The sequence below is a fragment of the Vibrio sp. J2-4 genome, assembly GCF_021728155.1.
GTDB lineage: Bacteria > Pseudomonadota > Gammaproteobacteria > Enterobacterales > Vibrionaceae > Vibrio > Vibrio diabolicus.
In genome coordinates this window covers 1-19,365 of sequence record NZ_JAKKCN010000001.1, presented here as the reverse complement: position 1 = coordinate 19,365, position 19,365 = coordinate 1, and the positions used below count along the sequence as shown (strand labels likewise).

The following is a 19,365-nucleotide window of genomic DNA, read 5'->3' as shown; positions in this document are numbered from 1 at the left end:
GGCCCTGTTAATATCTTAGCCACAACACTTATTTGTAACGTTAGCAGGATAAATGAACGTGGTTACTCACCTAGAAGTCTGTATCGATAATATTGAATCTCTGCACTACGCCATTGCTGGCGGCGCCACTCGGATTGAGCTTTGCTCCTCTTTGGCTTTAGGCGGACTAACACCCAGTTATGGCTTTATGCAGCAAGCGGCTAAGCTTTCTAGTGTTCCAGTTTATGCCATGATCCGCCCACGCCAAGGTGACTTCTTCTACAATGAAGAAGAGATCGAAATGATGCGGTGGGATATTGAAGCGGCTCACCAATCGGGCTTGGATGGTGTGGTTTTAGGTGTACTCACTCAAGAGGGGGATATTCACATGCCCTTTGCAACAGCACTGTGCGAATTCGCACAGGAATTAGGGCTGGGCATAACGTTCCATCGTGCTTTTGATCAATGTAGAAACGCTCAATCAGCATTGGAAGAGGTCATCAGTTTGGGCTGCGAACGCATTCTCACTTCAGGGCTCGCACCTTCTGCGCCAGCAGGCCAGAAAGTACTTAAATCTCTTGTTGAACAAGCCCAAGGACGCATTGCAATCATGGCGGGTGCTGGCGTTAATGCGAGTAACGTACGTGCATTAGTAGAAGACACTCAGGTTCCTGAAATCCATTTGTCAGGGAAAACGACTCGACCGAGTAAAATGACCTTTATTGCTGAACAAAGCAAAATGGGCGCAACTGATGTCGATGATTTCTTAATCCCCATCACAAGTACACAAGCCATTACCGACGTCGTAGCAACTCTCAAATAGACCACCGCAACCTCACACGCATAGCTTTTGAGTGCTAACATATTGTTTATCAAGGAGTGAGGAAAGATGTATGTCTAAATTGAAGAAAAAGGAATACGAAAAGGAGCTCAAAAACCTTCAAGTTGAGCTCGTAAAACTTCAAGAGTGGGTCAAACACAAAGGGTTAAAAGTGGTGGTTCTGTTTGAAGGCCGTGATGCTGCGGGCAAAGGCGGGGTGATAAAGCGAATTACAGAAAAGCTAAACCCGCGTGTTTGTCGCGTAGTGGCTCTGCCTGCACCGACAGAAAAAGAAAAAACGCAATGGTACTTCCAACGTTACGTCGCTCATTTGCCATCTGCTGGTGAAATCGTTTTATTTGACCGAAGTTGGTATAACCGAGCGGGTGTCGAAAAAGTCATGGGGTTCTGTACTCCAGACGAATACGAGGAGTTTTTACGCTCTTGCCCTGAATTCGAGAGAATGTTGCAACGCTCTGGGATTATTCTGATTAAGTATTGGTTTTCGGTTTCAGACGAAGAGCAGGAAAAACGTTTTCTAGGTCGAATTAATACGCCGATTAAACGTTGGAAATTCAGCCCAATGGATTTGGAGTCACGTCATCGCTGGGTCGAGTATTCTGAGGCAAAAGATAAAATGTTCGCTTACACAGATACGAAGAGCTGTCCTTGGTGGGTCGTGCCCTCTGACTCGAAAAAGAAAGCGCGCTTGAACTGCATCAGTCATTTACTTAGCCAGATTGATTACAAAGCACTTGAGTACTCACCCATCGAATTACCTGAACTCAATAAAGAAGGTTACGTCAGAGCGCCCATTGATGATCAGACCTTCGTTCCTGATAAATATTGACGTGCTTTCCCTCTCCCTAATAAATAGACCAGCCTAAAAGCTGGTCTATTTATTGAAATCAGTTACTTCAGTACGTCATCAATGCTTTGATCACCTAGATGGCGTACATCTTTCCCTTTCACGAAGTAAATAATGTATTCACAGATGTTCTGGCAACGGTCCCCAACGCGTTCAATCGCGCGTGCAGACCACATCACTTGCAGAATATTGGGTATATTTTTTGGGTCTTCCATCATATAGGTCATCAACTGACGAATTACCGCTTCATATTCAGCGTCTAGCTTGTCATCTTGTTTGTGCACCTCTGCTGCCGCTTCTACATCCATGCGGGCAAACGCATCCAAAACCTGATGCAGCATATTAATTGCCTGACGGCAGAGAGGCTCTAACGACACTTGGAATTGTCGTTCTTTTGATGATGGACTTTCAATGGCAACGTAAGCAATGCGTGTCGCCACGTCACCGATACGTTCTAAATCAGTGATCGTTTTGATGATAGCCATGATTAAGCGCAAGTCTTTTGCCGTTGGCTGACGCTTAGCAATAATGCGTGTACAGGCGTCATCGATCGAGACTTCCATCGCATTCACTTTATGATCGTCACGCACAACCTTACGCGCCAGTTCGATGTCTTCTTTATGCAAGGCTTGAATAGCATACGAAAGCTGCTGTTCTACCAAGCCACCCATGGTTAATACATGAGTACGAATCGATTCTAGCTCTACGTTAAATTGTCCTGAAATATGACGTCCAAAGTGCATGATGTTCCTTATTCCGTATAGAGTCGCGACTTAACCGTATCGACCCGTAATGTAATCTTCGGTCTGTTTCTTCATTGGCGAGGTGAAGATCGAGTCCGCGTCAGAGTATTCAATTAACTTACCCATATGAATGAATGCGGTGTGATCACTCACTCGCGCCGCTTGCTGCATGTTATGGGTAACGATAACGACAGTATATTGAGTCTTCAGCTCATTGATAAGCTCTTCAATAGTTAAAGTTGAGATTGGATCCAACGCTGATGTTGGCTCATCCAATAACAGGACTTCCGGCTCAATCGCCACCGCGCGCGCAATGACCAAGCGCTGTTGCTGACCACCAGATAAGCCAAATGCGTTCTCATGCAAGCGGTCTTTTACCTCATCCCACAACGCCGCCGAGCGCAAGGATCGCTCCACTGCGTCATCTAAACTGCGGCTGTTTTTTACACCTTGTAAGCGTAAGCCATAAACTACATTTTCATAAATAGACTTAGGAAATGGATTGGGTCTTTGAAACACCATCCCCACTCGGCGTCGAAGTGTCGCAACATCGACATTGGGATGATAAACATTCTTGCCATGTAGACGCACTTTACCTGTGACTCGACACCCTTCCACTAAGTCGTTCATGCGATTGATGCAACGTAATAACGTCGACTTTCCACACCCTGAAGGACCGATAAAAGCGGTGACTCGCCCTTTGGGAATTCGCATCGAAATATCATGCAGCGCCTGAGTTTGACCATAGAACAGATTAAGGTTCTCGATTGAGATTGCTGTTTGTTCATCCGTTAAATTATGAACGTCCAATGGTGGCTCATAACCTAATGTACTATCAAAATTAAACATACTTAATCTTGTCCTAACGTTCTGTATTTTTCTCGTAAATTATTGCGAATACTGATTGCTGTTAAGTTTAGCCCGACAATCACTGTCACGAGTAAGAAAGAGGTGGCATAAACTAATGGTCGCGCCGCTTCGATGTTGGAGGTTTGAAAGCCAACATCGTAAATGTGAAAACCTAAATGCATGAACTTTCTATCCAAATGCACATAAGGGAATTGCCCGTCAACCGGTAAACTGGATGCCAATTTCACGACCCCCACCAGCATCAGTGGCGCTACTTCGCCAGCTGCACGCGCAATCGCAAGGATCAGCCCTGTGATAATAGCTGGCGTCGCCATAGGCAAAACCACACGCCATAGTGTTTCGAACTGAGTTGCACCAAGCGCCAGAGAGCCATGTCGTACTGAACTCGGAATACGAGTTAAACCTTCTTCTGTCGTCACAATCACAACTGGAAGCGTCAGCACGGCAAGAGTTAGTGCAGACCACAACAAACCCGGCGTACCAAAGGTTGGTGCCGGTAGCTTCTCCGCATAGAATACGTTATCGATAGAGGCACCAATCGTATAAACAAAGAAGCCTAAACCAAATACGCCATAAACAATCGATGGAACACCCGCTAGGTTTATAACCGCAATACGAATAACCCTGGTTAGAGCGTTATTCTTAGCGTATTCATGCAGATAGATAGCAGCGATCACCCCAAGTGGCATCACAATGATCGACATGATAATTACTAAGAAAACCGTACCAAATATCGCAGGGAACACGCCTCCCTCGGAGTTAGACTCTCTTGGATCTTCAGATAAAAACTTCCAAACCTGCTTCCCCCAGTGCATGACTTTATCAGGCAGTGACATTTGGTTTGGGTACCAGTAGTCCAAAATGTCTTCGAGCGGAATCGATACTTGTGAGCCCGTCATATCCTCGACAATCAGGGCATAGCCAGAAAGCTGTAATCGTAAGCCATCAAGCTGCAAATCTAACGTCGCAAGCGCTTTTTCTATCTGCTCTTTTTTCGTCTGATTTTCCTTTAAGAAGCTTTCTGTCAGCGTGTCATTCAATTCATGCTTGCGCTTTTCTAATCGCAACTGCTCTAGCTTCCAACCAAGCTCTTTAAGCTGATCGACCACCAAAGAATCAATCTCATGGCGCAGAGTTTCTGCATCATCAAGTTTTTTGTTCAAGATTGATTGAATATCGTTGGTGTATATATTATCGCCATCTTGAAACGCCACCAGCTTACCAAAGAAATAACCACCGCTACTGCGCTCTATCACCGCCCACTCTTTTGGCGTCGTGGGGTCATCCAACTGCATTTGCAATACGGAGATAAAATCAGCAGGATACAACTCTCGGTTGGCGATTTTGATACTGAGTCGCGTAGCAAAGTCTTCATCGTCTTCTAATTGCTGCGCCGCGCTTTCAGGCAGATAACTCTTCGGTACAAAACTGCGTTCATACACTTGACCAATCAGAATAGTATTTTCATGTAGCACTTCGCCTTGCACAGGAGTCAGCGCTGCAACATTCCACTGATACAAGGGCGCTGGCCAAAAGTAAGTCAGGCCTTTCCAGCCGATAAGGAGTAACAACCCTAATACCGACAACAAACTGATGCTGACTGCACCGCCTGTTAGCCATATCCACGGTGCGCCAGAACGAATCCAATTTAACACGTCATTACTCGCTCTTTATTCAAACCACTATTACAACGCACGGTACTTGTCTCTCAGTCTCTGACGAACCCACTCCGCAAGCGCGTTTACTGCAAACGTAAACACAAACAAAATCAATGCAGCTAGGAACAGCAGGCGATAATGCGAACTTCCAACTTCCGACTCTGGCAACTCAACGGCGATGGTCGCCGACAGGCTGCGCAATCCTTCCAAAATATTCCAATCCATTAATGGCGTATTGCCCGTTGCCATTAACACAATCATGGTTTCACCAACAGCGCGTCCCAGGCCCATCATAATGGCAGAAAAAATACCTGGGCTTGCGGTAAGCAAGACAACATAGATTAAAGTTTGCCAAGGCGTGGCCCCTAATGCCAAAGAACCATCCGATAAATGTTTCGGTACAGAGAAAATGGCATCTTCGGCGATGGTAAAAATCGTCGGGATAACAGCAAACCCCATCGCTAACCCCACCACCAATGCATTGCGTTGATCGTAACCAATACCATGCTCGGTTAAGAATAAGCGCATATCGCCACCAAAGAACGTCTGCTCAATCGTAGGCGAAATCCACACGCCAAGCCCAATCAGTACCAATATGACAGGCATGAGCACTAAAGCATGCCAACCATTAGGCAGACGATTACGCAAAGGTTGCGGTATTAATGCCCATAGCCCGCCCATAATCATGGTGCTCAAGGGCAAAACAAACAGCATGACGACGATCGTAATCAGGTGGTCTTCGACAATAGGTGCGAACCACAACCCCGCGAGGAAACCAATGATCACCGTCGGCAGTGCTTCCATTAGCTCAATCGACGGTTTTACGACACGACGCATGCGTGGTGACATAAAGTACGCCGTATAAATAGCACCTAGCACTGCGAGCGGTACTGAAAACAGCATCGCAAACATCGCCGCTTTTATCGTCCCAAACGCAATAGGTACTAGGCTGAACTTAGCCTCAAAGTTATCGCTCGCCGAAGTCGATTGCCACACATATTCAGGCTCAGGATACCCTTCGTACCACACTTCTTGCCATAATGAGGACAATGAAATTTCCGGATAGGCATTGTCCACTTCCGCAACATTTAACGCATTATTTTGCCAAGTGATTAAGTAGCGTTCATTGTTAGACATTGCTGCGATTGCGGGCGCTTGATTGTACGCACGCTTAAACAACACCAGTTTTTCACTGGTTGTATAATGGCTTTGCAACGTGCCGTTGGTGTAAAAGCTATAAAATCCTTTGCGATAAGAATCCGGCAACAAATACTTAAGCTCTGATGCCAATTTAAAATCACGAATATGCGTTAACGTGCGTCTCTCTTCTTGCAGCGTGTCAAACCATTGCGACACCCGACCATCGTTGTGTGTCACCAAAAGCGAGTAAGCACCAGCCAGTAGGTCCATTGTACGAACGGAGTGCTTCTTATCACCTTGAGTGAGATCGACCACCTCTCGCACAGCAAATTTACGTGCGGTTTTCTTTAACACGATCAACTCAGAGCCATCGCGCAAATAAAGCGTTTCACCATCAGGTGTCAATAACATTTGCTGAGGTGCATCAAAGCCTGAAGAGAACGTAAAATCGATCGTTGTCGGAGGCGTACCCAAAGACGAAGCCACTTGCCAACGAGCCTTCACTTCACCGCTTTGTGTCTGCCAAACAATTGTTGGTAAGGGCGTTGAAGCTGCAAACACAAACTGAGTCACAGGATCTTGAGGCGTACTCAGCGTCAGATCCATGCTGGTGTCTAGCTCAATCACTTCCGGAGGACGTGTATTTTCTCTCAACGTGGCATTAAATTCAGGCTTGAAAAGGTGCGCTTTACCCTGCCCATCAACAAACCCATACCAACCTAGTCCAGGAGCAGATTGAGAGAAAGCGACGGGTTCCTGGACGATTTGCTGTTTATACACCGCAGGTTTCGTAGGATCGTCCATCGACAAATATTGAATCTCACCACTTTGGGTTAGAACGAACGCGAGCTGAGCGTAATCATCCACCGAAATCGCCAGTGGTGTTTCAATATGGGTGGCTCGAATGGCTTGGTTGGTTTTGATCTCCGCATCAGAAAAAAGCGGAATGATCACCATGGCGAGGTAGACAAAGATCAAAATAAGCGCCGCGAGAACGCCGACACCACCGGATGTCACTGCAAGTCGAACTAAACGATCTTTTATCAGTCGTTTCTTATCTTTTTCCTGCAATGAAAACTCGGCTTGTGCCATTTAAATCTCTACCTTTTTTGACTTAGTACTAGAATATGTCGTTAAGATGACAATTATATTACAGATCACATTAAACACCTGAAAAGAATACAACTCTTATGCAATGCGTGGTATGAAATAAATCTGTAATGAAAATCTCATAATGTTCTCACTCATCCATTTTTCCAAGATGAGTACGTATTACTTCAATTTTGGCTAGGTAAGGTTATGAGCGCAGAAAAACTATATATAGAAAAAGAACTTAGTTGGTTGTCTTTCAACGAACGAGTATTACAAGAAGCTGCCGATAAAACCGTCCCTTTGATCGAACGTATTCGCTTTCTTGGGATCTTTTCCAACAATTTAGATGAATTTTACAAAGTACGCTTTGCGGACGTGAAGCGCAGAATCCTAATCAGCCAAGAGCGCGGTGGCAGTGATAGCCCTAAACGACTGTTAACCAAAATGCAGTCGAAAGCACTCAAGCTTAACGAACAATTTGATGAGCTTTACAGCGAATTGATTCGAGAAATGGCGCGACGTCGCATTTTCTTGGTCAACGAGCAACAACTGGATGAATCGCAACAAAAGTGGATCGCGAAATACTTCCGTAGAGAGGTCATGCCGCATATCACTCCTCTGCTAATGAAAGATGAGATCGATGTTCTGCAATTTCTCAAAGACGAGTACGCTTACATCGCCGTAGAGCTACGTAAAGAAGAACATTACCAATACGCTCTGATCGAAATTCCGACCGATCACCTTCCCCGCTTTGTGATGGTACCAGAACAGAAAGGAAAGCGTCGAAAAACCATCATCTTACTTGATAATATTATCCGCCATTGTTTGGACGAGCTGTTCAAAGGCTTTTTTGATTATGATGAGCTTAGCGGCTATGCGATGAAAATGACGCGTGACGCCGAATACGATTTACGCAATGAAATCGAGTACAGCTTGCTTGAACAAATGTCAGAGGGTGTCAATCAGCGACTGACAGCAAAGCCCGTTCGCTTCGTCTACGAACGTGATATGCCGCCCCAAATGCTAGAGTTTCTTTGTAACAAGCTCAATATCTCTAATTACGATAACCTTATTCCCGGCGGCCGCTATCACAATTTTAAAGACTTCATTGCGTTTCCAAATGTTGGGCGAGAGTACCTTGAAAATAAACCGCTTCCGCCAATGAAATGCGCCGATTTCGAAGGTTACGCTAACAGCTTTGATGCGATTAAAGCGAAAGATATTCTACTCTATTACCCCTACCACACTTTTGACCACATTAGTGAGTTGGTACGCCAAGCCTCCTTCGATCCGAAAGTGCTTAGTATCAAGATTAACATTTACCGTGTCGCGAAAGATTCTCGCTTGATGAACTCATTAATTGATGCGGTGCACAACGGCAAAAATGTCACAGTGGTCGTGGAGCTGCAGGCTCGCTTTGATGAAGAAGCCAATATCGAATGGTCAAAAGTGTTGACCGAAGCTGGTGTGCACGTCATCTTCGGAGCGCCTGGCCTTAAGATTCACTCAAAGCTACTGATGATCAGTCGCCGTGAAGGTGAAGAAATTATTCGCTACGCGCACATCGGCACAGGCAACTTCCATGAGAAGACGGCACGAATTTATACCGACTTCTCTCTCCTTACCGCAGATCAAGAAATCACTAACGAAGTTCGTAATGTCTTCGGTTATATTGAGAATCCATACCGCCCAGTGAAGTTCAACCACCTCATGGTATCTCCACGTAATTCTCGAACCCAAATCTACCGCTTAATTGATAATGAAATTGCGAATGCCAAGCAAGGAAAGAAAGCCGCTCTTACGATCAAGGTCAATAACCTAGTCGATAAGGGCATCGTCAATAAGCTATATGGAGCAAGTACGGCGGGAGTGAAAATAAATATGATCATTCGCGGCATGTGCTCATTAGTACCGGGCATTGAGGGGATCAGCGACAATATTCGCATCATCAGTATTGTTGACCGCTTTTTGGAACACCCACGCGTGGTGATTACCCATAACGATGGCGATCCGCAAGTCTATATCTCTTCTGCTGACTGGATGACAAGAAATATCGATCACCGCATTGAGGTGGCGGCGCCAGTCCGTGATCCACGTTTGAAACAGAGAATTATTGATATAACGAATATCCATTTTACCGATACAGTAAAGGCTCGTTTTATAGATAAGGAAATGAGCAACGCTTATGTACCACGAGGTAATCGCAAAAAAGTTCGTTCTCAAATCGCTATCTATGACTATCTTAAAAATATAGAAAAGCAAACTAGAAAACAAAATTCAGATGCCTCAAATACTTGAACAAGATACTCGCTACATTGCCGCGATAGACCTCGGCTCAAACAGTTTCCACATGGTGGTGGCCAAGGTTGTAGGCAGTGACTTACAACTGGTTAGCCGTCATAAACAGCGTGTTCGCTTAGCATCAGGACTCGACAGTGAATTGAACTTAAGTCATTCCGCGATGGAACGTGCGTTAGAGTGCTTAGCCATGTTCGCTGAGAGACTGCAAGGGCTTGATGAGTCGAATGTGCGTATCGCCGCGACACACACACTAAGACGCGCTAAAAATGCTCATCTATTCATTGAGCGTGCGAAAGAAGTGATGCCCTTCCCAATAGAAATCATCCCAGGGGAAGAAGAAGCCCGCTTGATTTACTTAGGTGTCGCTCACACTCAAGTAGAGTCAAACTCCAAGTTGGTCGTTGATATTGGCGGCGGCAGTACCGAAATGATCATTGGACAAGAGTTTGAACCTGAGCTTCTCAACAGTAAACAGATGGGATGCGTCAGCTTTACAGAGCAATATTTTAAAAACGGCAAACTGTCTGGGAAAAACTTTAATAAAGCGATGTTAGCCGCCGAGCAAAAACTCGAGTCCATCGCTTCAGCATACCGTAAAAAAGGCTGGGATATCGCTCTCGGCTCATCAGGAACCATCAAAGCGATTCAAGAAGTGCTAGTAGGATTAGGTTTTGAAGATGGCCTGATCACCGCGAAGAGACTGGACACGCTTATTGAAACTCTGTGTAATTTTGATTCAATTGAAGAGATTGAACTGACAGGTTTAACAGAAGAACGTAAGCCCGTATTCGCGGCAGGCGTGGCGATTTTGTCCGCAATTTTCAAAGCACTCCGCATTGAGCAGATGTTTTTCTCCGATGGTGCTCTGCGCGAAGGTCTGTTGTACGAAATGGAAGAGCGTTTTGCGCGCTCCGATATACGTATGCGCACAACTGAAAATTTAGCCAACAAACACCGGGTTGACTTAGAGCATGCTGCTCGTGTTAAAGGCCATGCACGTGAGATGTTATGTCAGGTGCGCTCTGAACTAGGCATTAAGAAAAAGAGTGAGTTATTTGACTTACTAGAATGGGCAGCATTGCTTCATGAAGTCGGATTAAGTATCAACTTACGTAGCTTCCATCGTCACTCTTTCTATATTCTGTTGCATTCCACTCTACAAGGCTTCAACCGTGAACAGCAATTAGTGCTCGCAACATTAGCCCGCTTCCAACGCAAAGCACTTAAACTGCAAGAACTGCCAGATTTCAACCTCTACAAACAAAGTGACGTGATAAGCCTCATCAAAATATTACGACTTTCTATCGTATTAAATGGACAGCGTAACGAAGATCCATTGCCTGACATCACTTTATCCATCAAAAATGATGAATGGACTCTCGCGTGCACAGATGAAGCATGGCTAGAAAGCAACAAATTGCTTCATGCTGATTTACAGGAAGAACAAGAACGATGGAGCAGCGCGAAGTGGACACTCACTTTCTGATCTCGTGCTGTTCATACCTAAACAAAAAGTCGGCTTACAGGCCGACTTTTTTTAATTCTTCTTCTGCAAAATCTGCTGTAATGGGCACATAACCATCTTTCTCAACCAACGCTTGCCCCTGAGCGGAGAAAATAAAGCGAATAAACTCGGCCTCTATTGGTGTTAATGGGTAATCCGGGTGCTTATTCACATACACATATAAGTAACGTGATAGTGGGTACTTACCACTAACAATATGTTCTCGCGTTGGCGTCACGTAGTCATTCCCCGTTTTTGCCACCGGAACTAAGCGTACGCCTGCTACTCGATAACCAACACCGGAATAACCGATTCCACTGATGGTTGACGCTACAGCTTGCACAACTGACGCGGAGCCTGGCTGCTCGTTAACTCGGGTTTTAAAGTCGCCGCCACACAAGGCATTGCTTTTGAAGTAACCATAAGTTCCAGAAACGGAGTTACGACCAAACAACTGCACGTTTCGCTTTGCCCACTGTGATTCAAGACCGAGTTGCTGCCAGTTTGTGACGAATTGACTTTCACCACAGCGTAGCGTGGCAGAAAACAAAGCATCTAATTGACTAAAGTTAAGTCCTTGAATTGGATTGTCTTGATGAACAAAAATACCGATTGCATCGATGGCCACCCTGAGCGCCGTTGGCTTGTAGCCATGTTCACGTTCAAACGCTTCAACCTCTCTTAAACGCATAGGGCGGCTCATGGGACCAAACTGAGCTGTTTGTTCGGTCAATGCTGGGGGGGCAGTAGAAGATCCAGACGCTTGGACTTGCGCATTAATATTCGGGTAAATGGATTTAAACTCTTCAACCCAAAGTGTTGTCATGCCCGCAAGTGTATCGGAGCCGACAGAGAGCAAATTCCCGACAATCCCAGTCGTTTTATGATAATTCGGCAATGGTTTATCTTGAGCGACAGCCATACCGGAACAAGCGAGAGCCAGTAGACTGAACACTTTTGCGACTCTTAATGCCATTATTTCACCACCAAACGTTCAGGCAATACAAAAGAAAACTTACTGCCCACGCCCACTTCACTGTGAATTTCCAAATGAGCATCATGGTGGCTCAGCGCATGTTTCACAATAGCCAACCCTAACCCACTCCCTCCGGTATCGCGTGATCTTGCTTTATCGACACGATAAAAACGCTCAGTAAGTCGATGGAGGTGCTGAGGCTCTATACCATCACCACTATCCTCCACCTCTAAGCATGCGCCTTGAGATGTCTGGAACCAACGAACATTAATGTTCGCGCCAGGCGGTGTGTATTTGACAGCATTATAAACGAGGTTAGAGATAGCACTACGTAACTGGTCATCATCGCCCAGTACGCGTAGGCTAGCATCAACATCAAATTTCAATTTATGTTGGTTGTCCCCACTAAGGCTGACCGCCTCTTTTTCTAGTACTTCTAGCATCGCAGGTACATTCACGACATCTTCAAGCTCATGCATAGGTGCCGCTTCAATTTTAGATAGCGTCAGTAGTTGGTTCACCAAACTGTTCATGCGGTTGAGCTGCTCCGTCATAACACCATGCGCTTTGCTCCACATTGGGCCCACAACCATGTCAGGATCTTCTGTCATCTCCAAATAACCTTGTAGAACCGTCATTGGTGTACGCAATTCATGAGAAACGTTAGCAAAGAAGTTGCGGCGCATTCCCTCAAGTTGTTTTAACTGGCTAACATCACGCACCACCATCAAATGTTCACCTTCGGTATACGGTACGATACGTAGTTCTAGCATGCGTTCGACATTGAGTGGTGAACGCATTTCTAATGGCTCAGAGAAGTCTTTCTTGTTGAGGTACTTGATAAAATCAGGTGTGCGAATGAGGTTGGAGATAGGTTGACCAGAGTCTTCCGGCCAATGGAAACCCAATAAGTGTTGAGCCAGTTTGTTACACCAAACGATATTGCCTTCAGCACGGAACACCACGACGGCATCGGGTAACGATTCCGCACCATTTCTGAATCGGCGAATGAGATTAGTAAGCTCTTTGCGTTTACGGCGTTGGCGCTGCTGTAAGCGATACAAGCCATTGAACAAAGATTCCCAGTTACCGCTACCAGACGGTGGCGTCAGGCGCTTTTCATCCCATAACCAAGAAGATAAACGTACTTGGTTATGCAAATGCCACACAAGCTGCAATGCCGTAGCTGCCAAAAGCAACCACGGCATATAACCGAATATCCAACCTACTATCACCCATGGGGTGTAAAAAAAAGCCAGCTCCCAGGCCAGCTTTTTCCACGTTAATCTTTCAACCACTCATAACTCCAGAAATGGTACCGATAAGCTGCGTGTTAATTTATGCCTTTGTCGAGAAGCGGTATCCAGCACCACGAACAGTTTGGATCAGCTTATCATGACCTGCGGCTTCCAATGCTTTACGCAGGCGGCGAATATGAACATCGACCGTACGATCTTCAACATACACGTTAGTACCCCAAACATTGTTTAATAGCTGCTCACGGCTGTACACACGCTCTTGATGCGTCATGAAAAAATGCAACATTTTAAACTCTGTTGGGCCCATATCTAATGGTGCATCATTAGCCGTGACACGGTGTGATACAGGATCAAGCTTCAATCCCTGCACATCAATTACGTCTTCCAATGCGGTCGGGGTTACGCGACGAATCACCGCTTTTAAGCGGGCAACCAACTCTTTAGGAGAGAATGGCTTAGTAATGTAGTCATCCGCACCGACTTCTAAACCGCGCACTTTATCTTCTTCTTCACCACGAGCGGTAAGCATCACAACTGGAATGTTGCGCGTTAATTCCTCTCGCTTCATATGCTTGATGAAGTTAATGCCGCTGCCGCCTGGTAACATCCAATCCAGTAAAACTAAATCAGGGAAGGGTTCAGCCAGTTTGGTTACTGCAGTATCGTAATCTTCCGCTTCTACCGCTTGGTAACCTTTCTGCTCAAGTACGAAGCACAGCATTTCGCGAATAGGAGCTTCGTCTTCAACAACCAGAATCCTTCTAGACATAATTGAGTAACCTTATGTTCGTTGAGCTAATGAATTTAAGAGACAAAGCGCCCCTCTATGCATAAGCATTATCACTACCAATTATGACACTTTTGTGACCTTTGAAAACAAATTTTCATATAACTTTCTTTTGAGGTTCATTCGGATATTTTTCATTTCTATTAAGACATCAGCACAAAAATTCCCTATGATTAGTCCCTTGTCATCAAGCCTAGAGAAGATTTATGTGGTTTAAAAACTGTCTGGTATACCGCGTTAACCGCGAGGTTACTTTCAACGCCGAACAACTAGAAACTCAACTGTCTGAATTCCGATTCATCCCATGTGGCAGTCAAGATAAACAGAAATTTGGCTGGGTCAGTGCAATGGGTAGACATGGCGACATGATGACTCACGTGTCAGAAAACCGCATTCTGATTTGCGCCAAGAAAGAAGAGAAAATGCTACCTGCCTCAGTGATCAAAGAGTCATTGAATGCAAAAGTAGAAGCAATGGAAGCGCAAGAAGGTCGTCCTCTGAAGAAGAAAGAGAAAGACAACCTGAAAGATGACATCGTAATGGATTTACTGCCTCGCGCATTTAGCCGCAGCAGCCACACTCACGTGCTCATCATGCCAAAAGAAGGGTTCATCCTTGTTGACGCAAGCAGCTACAAAAAAGCGGAAGACGTATTAGCACTACTTCGTAAAACCATGGGTAGTTTACCTGTTGTTCCTGCCATTCCAGAAGTAGCGATTGAAACAACGCTAACCGAGTGGGTGAAAACGGGCGACACACCTCAAGGTATCACCATGATGGACGAAGCTGAGCTAAAATCCGTGCTTGAAGAAGGTGGCGTGATTCGTTGTAAGAAGCAAGAGCTGACCACAGATGAAATCCGCAACCACATCGCAGCAGATAAAGTCGTAACGAAGCTTGCACTTAATTGGCAAGATCGTATTGAATTCATCATGACAGAAGATGCGGGTATTAAGCGTCTAAAATTCTCTGATGAATTGAAAGATCAAAATGACGATATTCCACGTGAAGATCAAGCAGCTCGATTTGATGCAGACTTCTCTCTGATGTGTGGGGAGTTCAGTGCTTTCCTACCCAACCTATACGATGCGCTAGGCGGCTTACCAAATCCCAACGCTTAATATTGTATAAAGGTTAACCATAACGCCCTCACTTTTTTTGAGGGTGTTTTTCTGTCTGAAGCACAATTATCCTAGTCACAGTTCACATTTTGACGTAAAATTTGTGCCCCATTTCCATTAGGTGGAATTGGCCTGACTTGTGATCAGATAAAAGAGAATTGAGCAATGACAACTGAGAAAGCATTCGTACCTGAGCTACTGTCTCCTGCGGGAAGCCTGAAAAACATGCGTTACGCATTCGCCTACGGCGCAGATGCAGTTTACGCTGGCCAACCTCGCTACAGCCTTCGCGTACGTAACAATGAGTTTAACCACGAAAACCTAAAAATCGGTATCGATGAAGCGCATGCTCTGGGCAAAAAGCTTTATGTGGTATGTAACATTCAACCACACAACTCGAAGCTAAAAACGTTCATCCGCGATCTTAAGCCAATCGTAGATATGGGTCCTGATGCATTGATCATGTCAGATCCAGGCCTAATCATGATGGTTCGTGAAGCTTTCCCAGAAATGCCAATTCACCTTTCTGTACAAGCAAACGCTGTAAACTGGGCGACTGTTAAGTTCTGGGCAGCGAATGGCGTGGAACGTGTGATCGTTTCTCGCGAACTATCTTTAGAAGAAATCGAAGAAATTCGTGAGCATTGTCCTGAAACTGAACTTGAAGTATTCGTTCACGGTGCATTATGCATGGCTTATTCTGGTCGTTGCCTACTTTCTGGTTACATCAACAAACGTGATCCTAACCAAGGCACTTGCACTAACGCGTGCCGTTGGGAATACAAAGTGGAAGAAGGCAAAGAAAACGACGCTGGTGATATCGTAGAGAAATTTGACCCATCTGAAGCACAGCCTGTCGAAGTACAAGACGAACGCCCTGAAACCACAATTGGTCGTGGTAAACCAACGGATGAAGTCGTTCTACTTTCTGAAGCGCACCGTCCAGAAGAAAAAATGGCAGCGTACGAAGATGAGCACGGCACTTACATCATGAACTCAAAAGACCTACGTGCGGTACAGCATGTTGAGCGCTTAACTAAGATGGGTGTGCACTCGCTGAAAATCGAAGGTCGTACTAAATCATTCTATTACTGTGCTCGTACTGCACAGGTTTACCGTAAAGCGATTGATGACGCTGTAGCAGGCCGACCATTTGATGAAAGCCTAATGGGCACACTAGAGAGCCTAGCTCACCGTGGCTATACCGAAGGCTTCCTACGTCGTCATACTCACGACACCTACCAGAATTACGATTACGGCTACTCAGTCTCTGATGCTCAACAGTTTGTCGGTGAGTTCACAGGTAAACGTCGTGGCGATATGGCTGAAGTAGAAGTGAAAAATAAATTCCTTGTCGGTGATAGTCTTGAGCTAATGACGCCAAAAGGTAATGTTGTTTTCACGCTAGAAGCGATGGAAAACCGTAAGTCAGAGTCTATTGAGGATGCCAAAGGGAATGGTCACTTCGTCTTCATTCCAGTACCAGCAGATCTAGATTTAGAATACGGTCTATTGATGCGTAACTTAAACTCAGGGCAGGACACCCGTAACCCGACTGGTAAGTAATCATGGCCTTGCTCATTACTGACAAATGCATCAACTGCGACATGTGCGATCCCGAATGCCCCAACGGGGCAATCAGCATGGGAGAAAGCATTTTCGAGATTGACCCAGCTCTATGTACAGAGTGTAAGGGACATTACGAAAAGCCGACCTGTCAGTCAGTGTGTCCGATTACAAAATGCATCATCACAGACCCAGAGCATATAGAAACAGAAGAGCAGTTACTGGAGAAATTCGTGATTATTCAAGGGTTAGCATAAGAACAAGTAGGTTCAACTTTGGAGACAAAGTTGAACCTTTTTTTAACCCGACTTTTCAATAGGATAGATATTACAAAACAACTCTTTTTCAAAATGAGACTCTAACCGATCTCGCCAATTTTCAGCTTGGGAAACCGGCACAAGATAAAAGTTTTCTCGGCTCGTGTCCGTAACGAAAGCCATTCCATATTGCATCAGCTCGTAATGCACATCATTAACAAATCCGGGATCAAGACGCTGACGTCCTGTCAGGTGGTTTACATCAACCCGAGTCAATAAGACCCCTTTCGTTTCACTGCTAAATCTGTGTCTTAACCACTCTGCAAATTCTTTTGCACAAATCATAGTCATGGTTTTATCCTTGATTTACTCTTCTAGCAGGAGAAGTATCCATTCCCGCCTCACACACTTGTCTGCCTTGTTATTGCTTCGCTAGCCAACTGACAGACATATTGCTAAGAAACCAAAGTATCGTGACGAAAGATCTTTCTAAACAGAGAAGTTACGACTTATCTATACTACAACTCTTTGTTTAATTTAGATTTCTATATTATGTCACCAAAACTAATTAGGTTAGTTTTTGTATTGGTATTATTCACTGTAGACAAAAGTATAATGTTTCTCCAGTTTCATAAAAGAGATACGTAAGGGAATATAAACCTGTAGAGTCACTCTAGTTAGTAGAGATAAGTGATTGGCATTGCGGTGGAATCGCTTTTTTTCGCTTGGGCTTAGCAATAACTTTCGCAGACGGAGGCTTATCGATAGGCTTAACTTTCGGTCCCCAACTAGCAAGCTCTACCCCACAACCATCACCAGCGGGAGGCAGAGCTTGTTCAACACAATAGCCACTCGACTCAGGACAAGATAACCTGACGTGGAAGTGGTAATGATGCCCCCACCAAGGGCGAACTTTACGTAACCAAGAACGTTCTTTGCCTTCTTCTTGCGAGCAAAGCTGCTCCTTAATGACAGGATGTACAAAAATTCGTGCAACATCCTCACTCTGTGCAGCATATCGAATCAGCCTAAAGTGCCTATCTTCCCAGCGATGGTTAAGTATGGAATAGCCTTTTAAGTCCACCACACTCATTGGCTTAGGGAGTTGTAATTCGTTATAAGAAAGCGGTTGGTCAGCGAGTCTTAACCAGATATCAATATCTAACCCAGTTTGGTGACTAGAATGGCCAGAAGAAAACCTTCCTCCTCGTGGTAAAGACAGATCACCTATAAGCAGCGTTGTGTTGAGATTTTGATGAGCTTGAAGCGCTAGGTTTTCAATAAATTCTATCGTTTTAGGGTGCCCATAGTAGCGTTTCGTTTTACTACGTAAAACTTGATAACCAACGCCATCAAGAGGCAAAGGTAATGCGCCATCCAAACAACCGTTGGCATAACTACCAATAGAGGAAGAAGAGTTTAGGGTAGGGTTAGCAACAGACTCCCAAGGAGTAGAGTATACAGAAGCTGAGAAACATAAACCCAAAGATACAATGAAACTCAGCTTCATAGCTTTTAGCCTTTAGTAGTGTTCGCCATTATCGTAATAAGCTTTAGGGGATAAAGCTGAAAAGATAACTGCAACATCAATATCTGCACCAGCAATACCACGAACTTGCTGTGTAATAAGCTTAGCAACTTTATCTTGTACTTCCTGCCCACGGTCAAACCAAAGCACTTCGACAAAAGGATATGCAGCACTCACCTCGCCCTCATTGAAAAACGTAGTGTAGATGTACTCAAAAGTAAAATCCTCACGCGGACAGTCCATCAGAGGCTGAAGTTCATCCGTCAGAGGCTTTGATAGTGCCTGAACAGCTTGCGGCTCTACAGCACGGAATCGAAAATGTGGCATAAACTTACTTCCTAATTATTAGCATTAACTCATGATAATAACAGGAACCAAGTCAGTAATCATCCAAGCCAATGTAACCACTAACTTTTTCTATACACGTCATATAGATCAAGTAGTAAATCAACTAGCTCACTAACGAAGAATAATGGGAGTATGAACAGAGGTAAGAAGGGGGAAAACGATACACCGAAGCTTAGTGACGCAATCTATTGCAAGGGAAATAGAATGGCTTAAGTCACCGATGTAATATGTTCTTAAGATCAATATGTATCAGATATCGACAACTATTCGTTAGAAACGAAAAAGGCTCCGACCTAAGTCAGAGCCTTGATATATGGCAGGGGTGGAGAGATTCGAACTCCCAACACGCGGATTTGGAATCCGCTGCTCTGCCAATTGGAGCTACACCCCTGCAGTTCGTGTTTAATGAGACGACTCTCAAATAAGTGGCGGAGTGGACGGGACTCGAACCCGCGACCCCCGGCGTGACAGGCCGGTATTCTAACCAACTGAACTACCACTCCGCAGTGGTATCACTCGCTTGTAATCAGCAAGTGTCCAAAATTTAA

The 19,365-nt window shown here is 45.0% G+C and carries 16 protein-coding genes, 2 tRNA genes and 1 pseudogene; 7 read left to right on the top strand and 12 right to left on the bottom strand.

The features are described from left to right. Positions 1-58: 58 nt before the first annotated feature. Both L3V32_RS00095 and ppk2 read left to right on the top strand, forming a co-directional pair. A complete protein-coding gene (locus L3V32_RS00095; RefSeq protein WP_109170053.1) occupies positions 59-802 on the top strand; it encodes a copper homeostasis protein CutC in 744 nt (247 codons plus the stop codon). Between the two features lie 70 nt (positions 803-872). Beyond that, positions 873-1,649 carry a polyphosphate kinase 2 gene (gene ppk2 / locus L3V32_RS00090; RefSeq protein WP_047010197.1) on the top strand — a complete coding sequence of 259 codons (777 nt, stop codon included), beginning with the start codon at positions 873-875 and terminating at the stop codon, positions 1,647-1,649. Positions 1,650-1,711: 62 nt separating this feature from the next. Here the strand turns inward: ppk2 and phoU are convergent, their stop codons facing one another. The 4 genes and pseudogenes from phoU to L3V32_RS00070 all read right to left on the bottom strand — a co-directional run bounded on the left by phoU (position 1,712) and on the right by L3V32_RS00070 (position 7,170). Beyond that, on the bottom strand, positions 1,712-2,410 hold the full coding sequence (gene phoU / locus L3V32_RS00085) for a phosphate signaling complex protein PhoU (RefSeq protein ID WP_005381744.1): 699 nt from the start codon (positions 2,408-2,410) through the stop codon (positions 1,712-1,714). A 30-nt stretch (positions 2,411-2,440) separates the two neighbouring features. Continuing rightward, positions 2,441-3,259 carry a phosphate ABC transporter ATP-binding protein PstB gene (gene pstB, locus L3V32_RS00080; protein WP_005381745.1) on the bottom strand — a complete coding sequence of 273 codons (819 nt, stop codon included), beginning with the start codon at positions 3,257-3,259 and terminating at the stop codon, positions 2,441-2,443. 2 nt (positions 3,260-3,261) lie between these two features. Then, positions 3,262-4,230 (bottom strand): annotated as a pseudogene (gene pstA / locus L3V32_RS26305) (phosphate ABC transporter permease PstA); the annotation flags it as partial. 735 nt (positions 4,231-4,965) lie between these two features. Then, complete coding sequence (locus L3V32_RS00070; RefSeq protein ID WP_237283616.1) at positions 4,966-7,170, bottom strand: ABC transporter permease subunit; 2,205 nt, start codon at positions 7,168-7,170, stop codon at positions 4,966-4,968. Between the two features lie 207 nt (positions 7,171-7,377). Here L3V32_RS00070 and ppk1 point away from each other — a divergent pair, with 207 nt between their 5' ends. Together ppk1 and ppx are read left to right on the top strand one after the other, a co-directional pair. Further along, positions 7,378-9,468, top strand: a complete 2,091-nt coding sequence (gene ppk1, locus L3V32_RS00065) for a polyphosphate kinase 1 (RefSeq protein ID WP_237283615.1) — start codon at positions 7,378-7,380, stop codon at positions 9,466-9,468. Beyond that, positions 9,452-10,957, top strand: a complete 1,506-nt coding sequence (gene ppx / locus L3V32_RS00060) for an exopolyphosphatase (protein ID WP_134647822.1) — start codon at positions 9,452-9,454, stop codon at positions 10,955-10,957. The genes ppk1 and ppx overlap by 17 nt, the downstream gene beginning before the upstream one ends. Positions 10,958-10,991: 34 nt before the next feature. On the opposite strand, the gene L3V32_RS00055 is transcribed toward ppx, so the two are convergent. From L3V32_RS00055 to phoB, 3 genes are read right to left on the bottom strand one after another with little or no spacing between them, the layout of a single operon-like run. Then, positions 10,992-11,951: a PstS family phosphate ABC transporter substrate-binding protein gene (locus tag L3V32_RS00055; RefSeq protein WP_176320218.1), complete on the bottom strand. Its 960-nt coding sequence runs from the start codon at positions 11,949-11,951 to the stop codon at positions 10,992-10,994. Further along, positions 11,951-13,249, bottom strand: a complete 1,299-nt coding sequence (phoR, locus tag L3V32_RS00050) for a phosphate regulon sensor histidine kinase PhoR (RefSeq protein ID WP_006741902.1) — start codon at positions 13,247-13,249, stop codon at positions 11,951-11,953. The genes L3V32_RS00055 and phoR overlap by 1 nt, the downstream gene beginning before the upstream one ends. Before the next feature lie 40 nt (positions 13,250-13,289). Next, complete coding sequence (gene phoB, locus L3V32_RS00045) at positions 13,290-13,979, bottom strand: phosphate regulon transcriptional regulator PhoB (protein ID WP_005381752.1); 690 nt, start codon at positions 13,977-13,979, stop codon at positions 13,290-13,292. A gap of 224 nt (positions 13,980-14,203) precedes the next feature. Between phoB and rdgC the strand changes: the two genes are divergently transcribed. The 3 genes from rdgC (at position 14,204) to L3V32_RS00030 (ending at position 16,941) form a co-directional block, all read left to right on the top strand. Next, positions 14,204-15,118: a recombination-associated protein RdgC gene (rdgC, locus tag L3V32_RS00040; RefSeq protein WP_237283614.1), complete on the top strand. Its 915-nt coding sequence runs from the start codon at positions 14,204-14,206 to the stop codon at positions 15,116-15,118. Between the two features lie 165 nt (positions 15,119-15,283). Beyond that, positions 15,284-16,684 (top strand): tRNA 5-hydroxyuridine modification protein YegQ, encoded by a 1,401-nt coding sequence (gene yegQ, locus L3V32_RS00035; RefSeq protein WP_237283613.1) that lies wholly within the window; start codon positions 15,284-15,286, stop codon positions 16,682-16,684. Between the two features lie 2 nt (positions 16,685-16,686). Beyond that, positions 16,687-16,941: a YfhL family 4Fe-4S dicluster ferredoxin gene (locus L3V32_RS00030; RefSeq protein ID WP_065646335.1), complete on the top strand. Its 255-nt coding sequence runs from the start codon at positions 16,687-16,689 to the stop codon at positions 16,939-16,941. Positions 16,942-16,983: 42 nt separating this feature from the next. Here L3V32_RS00030 and L3V32_RS00025 read toward each other — a convergent pair whose 3' ends face one another. The 5 genes from L3V32_RS00025 to L3V32_RS00005 all read right to left on the bottom strand — a co-directional run bounded on the left by L3V32_RS00025 (position 16,984) and on the right by L3V32_RS00005 (position 19,320). Continuing rightward, complete coding sequence (locus L3V32_RS00025) at positions 16,984-17,292, bottom strand: hypothetical protein (protein WP_005391608.1); 309 nt, start codon at positions 17,290-17,292, stop codon at positions 16,984-16,986. A gap of 322 nt (positions 17,293-17,614) precedes the next feature. Further along, a complete protein-coding gene (gene mepA / locus L3V32_RS00020) occupies positions 17,615-18,451 on the bottom strand; it encodes a penicillin-insensitive murein endopeptidase (RefSeq protein ID WP_237283612.1) in 837 nt (278 codons plus the stop codon). A 12-nt stretch (positions 18,452-18,463) separates the two neighbouring features. Then, positions 18,464-18,796, bottom strand: coding sequence for a DUF1904 domain-containing protein (locus tag L3V32_RS00015; protein WP_005391613.1), 333 nt, complete (start codon positions 18,794-18,796; stop codon positions 18,464-18,466). A gap of 335 nt (positions 18,797-19,131) precedes the next feature. Further along, positions 19,132-19,208 (bottom strand) — tRNA-Trp (locus L3V32_RS00010). A 35-nt stretch (positions 19,209-19,243) separates the two neighbouring features. Next, positions 19,244-19,320: transfer RNA gene (locus L3V32_RS00005), tRNA-Asp, on the bottom strand. Between the last annotated feature and the right edge of the window lie 45 nt (positions 19,321-19,365).

Bases quoted from the DNA above. Each gene is read 5' to 3' on its own strand.
- ppk2 (WP_047010197.1), top strand. From the start codon at position 873: ATGTCTAAATTGAAGAAAAAGGAATACGAAAAGGAGCTCAAAAACCTT.
- ppx (WP_134647822.1), top strand. From the start codon at position 9,452: ATGCCTCAAATACTTGAACAAGATACTCGCTACATTGCCGCGATAGAC.
- mepA (WP_237283612.1), bottom strand. From the start codon at position 18,451: ATGAAGCTGAGTTTCATTGTATCTTTGGGTTTATGTTTCTCAGCTTCT.
- rdgC (WP_237283614.1), top strand. From the start codon at position 14,204: ATGTGGTTTAAAAACTGTCTGGTATACCGCGTTAACCGCGAGGTTACT.
- L3V32_RS00030 (WP_065646335.1), top strand. From the start codon at position 16,687: ATGGCCTTGCTCATTACTGACAAATGCATCAACTGCGACATGTGCGAT.
- phoB (WP_005381752.1), bottom strand. From the start codon at position 13,979: ATGTCTAGAAGGATTCTGGTTGTTGAAGACGAAGCTCCTATTCGCGAA.
- pstB (WP_005381745.1), bottom strand. From the start codon at position 3,259: ATGTTTAATTTTGATAGTACATTAGGTTATGAGCCACCATTGGACGTT.
- ppk1 (WP_237283615.1), top strand. From the start codon at position 7,378: ATGAGCGCAGAAAAACTATATATAGAAAAAGAACTTAGTTGGTTGTCT.
- phoU (WP_005381744.1), bottom strand. From the start codon at position 2,410: ATGCACTTTGGACGTCATATTTCAGGACAATTTAACGTAGAGCTAGAA.
- yegQ (WP_237283613.1), top strand. From the start codon at position 15,284: ATGACAACTGAGAAAGCATTCGTACCTGAGCTACTGTCTCCTGCGGGA.
- L3V32_RS00025 (WP_005391608.1), bottom strand. From the start codon at position 17,292: ATGACTATGATTTGTGCAAAAGAATTTGCAGAGTGGTTAAGACACAGA.
- L3V32_RS00070 (WP_237283616.1), bottom strand. From the start codon at position 7,170: ATGGCACAAGCCGAGTTTTCATTGCAGGAAAAAGATAAGAAACGACTG.
- L3V32_RS00015 (WP_005391613.1), bottom strand. From the start codon at position 18,796: ATGCCACATTTTCGATTCCGTGCTGTAGAGCCGCAAGCTGTTCAGGCA.
- L3V32_RS00055 (WP_176320218.1), bottom strand. From the start codon at position 11,951: ATGGCATTAAGAGTCGCAAAAGTGTTCAGTCTACTGGCTCTCGCTTGT.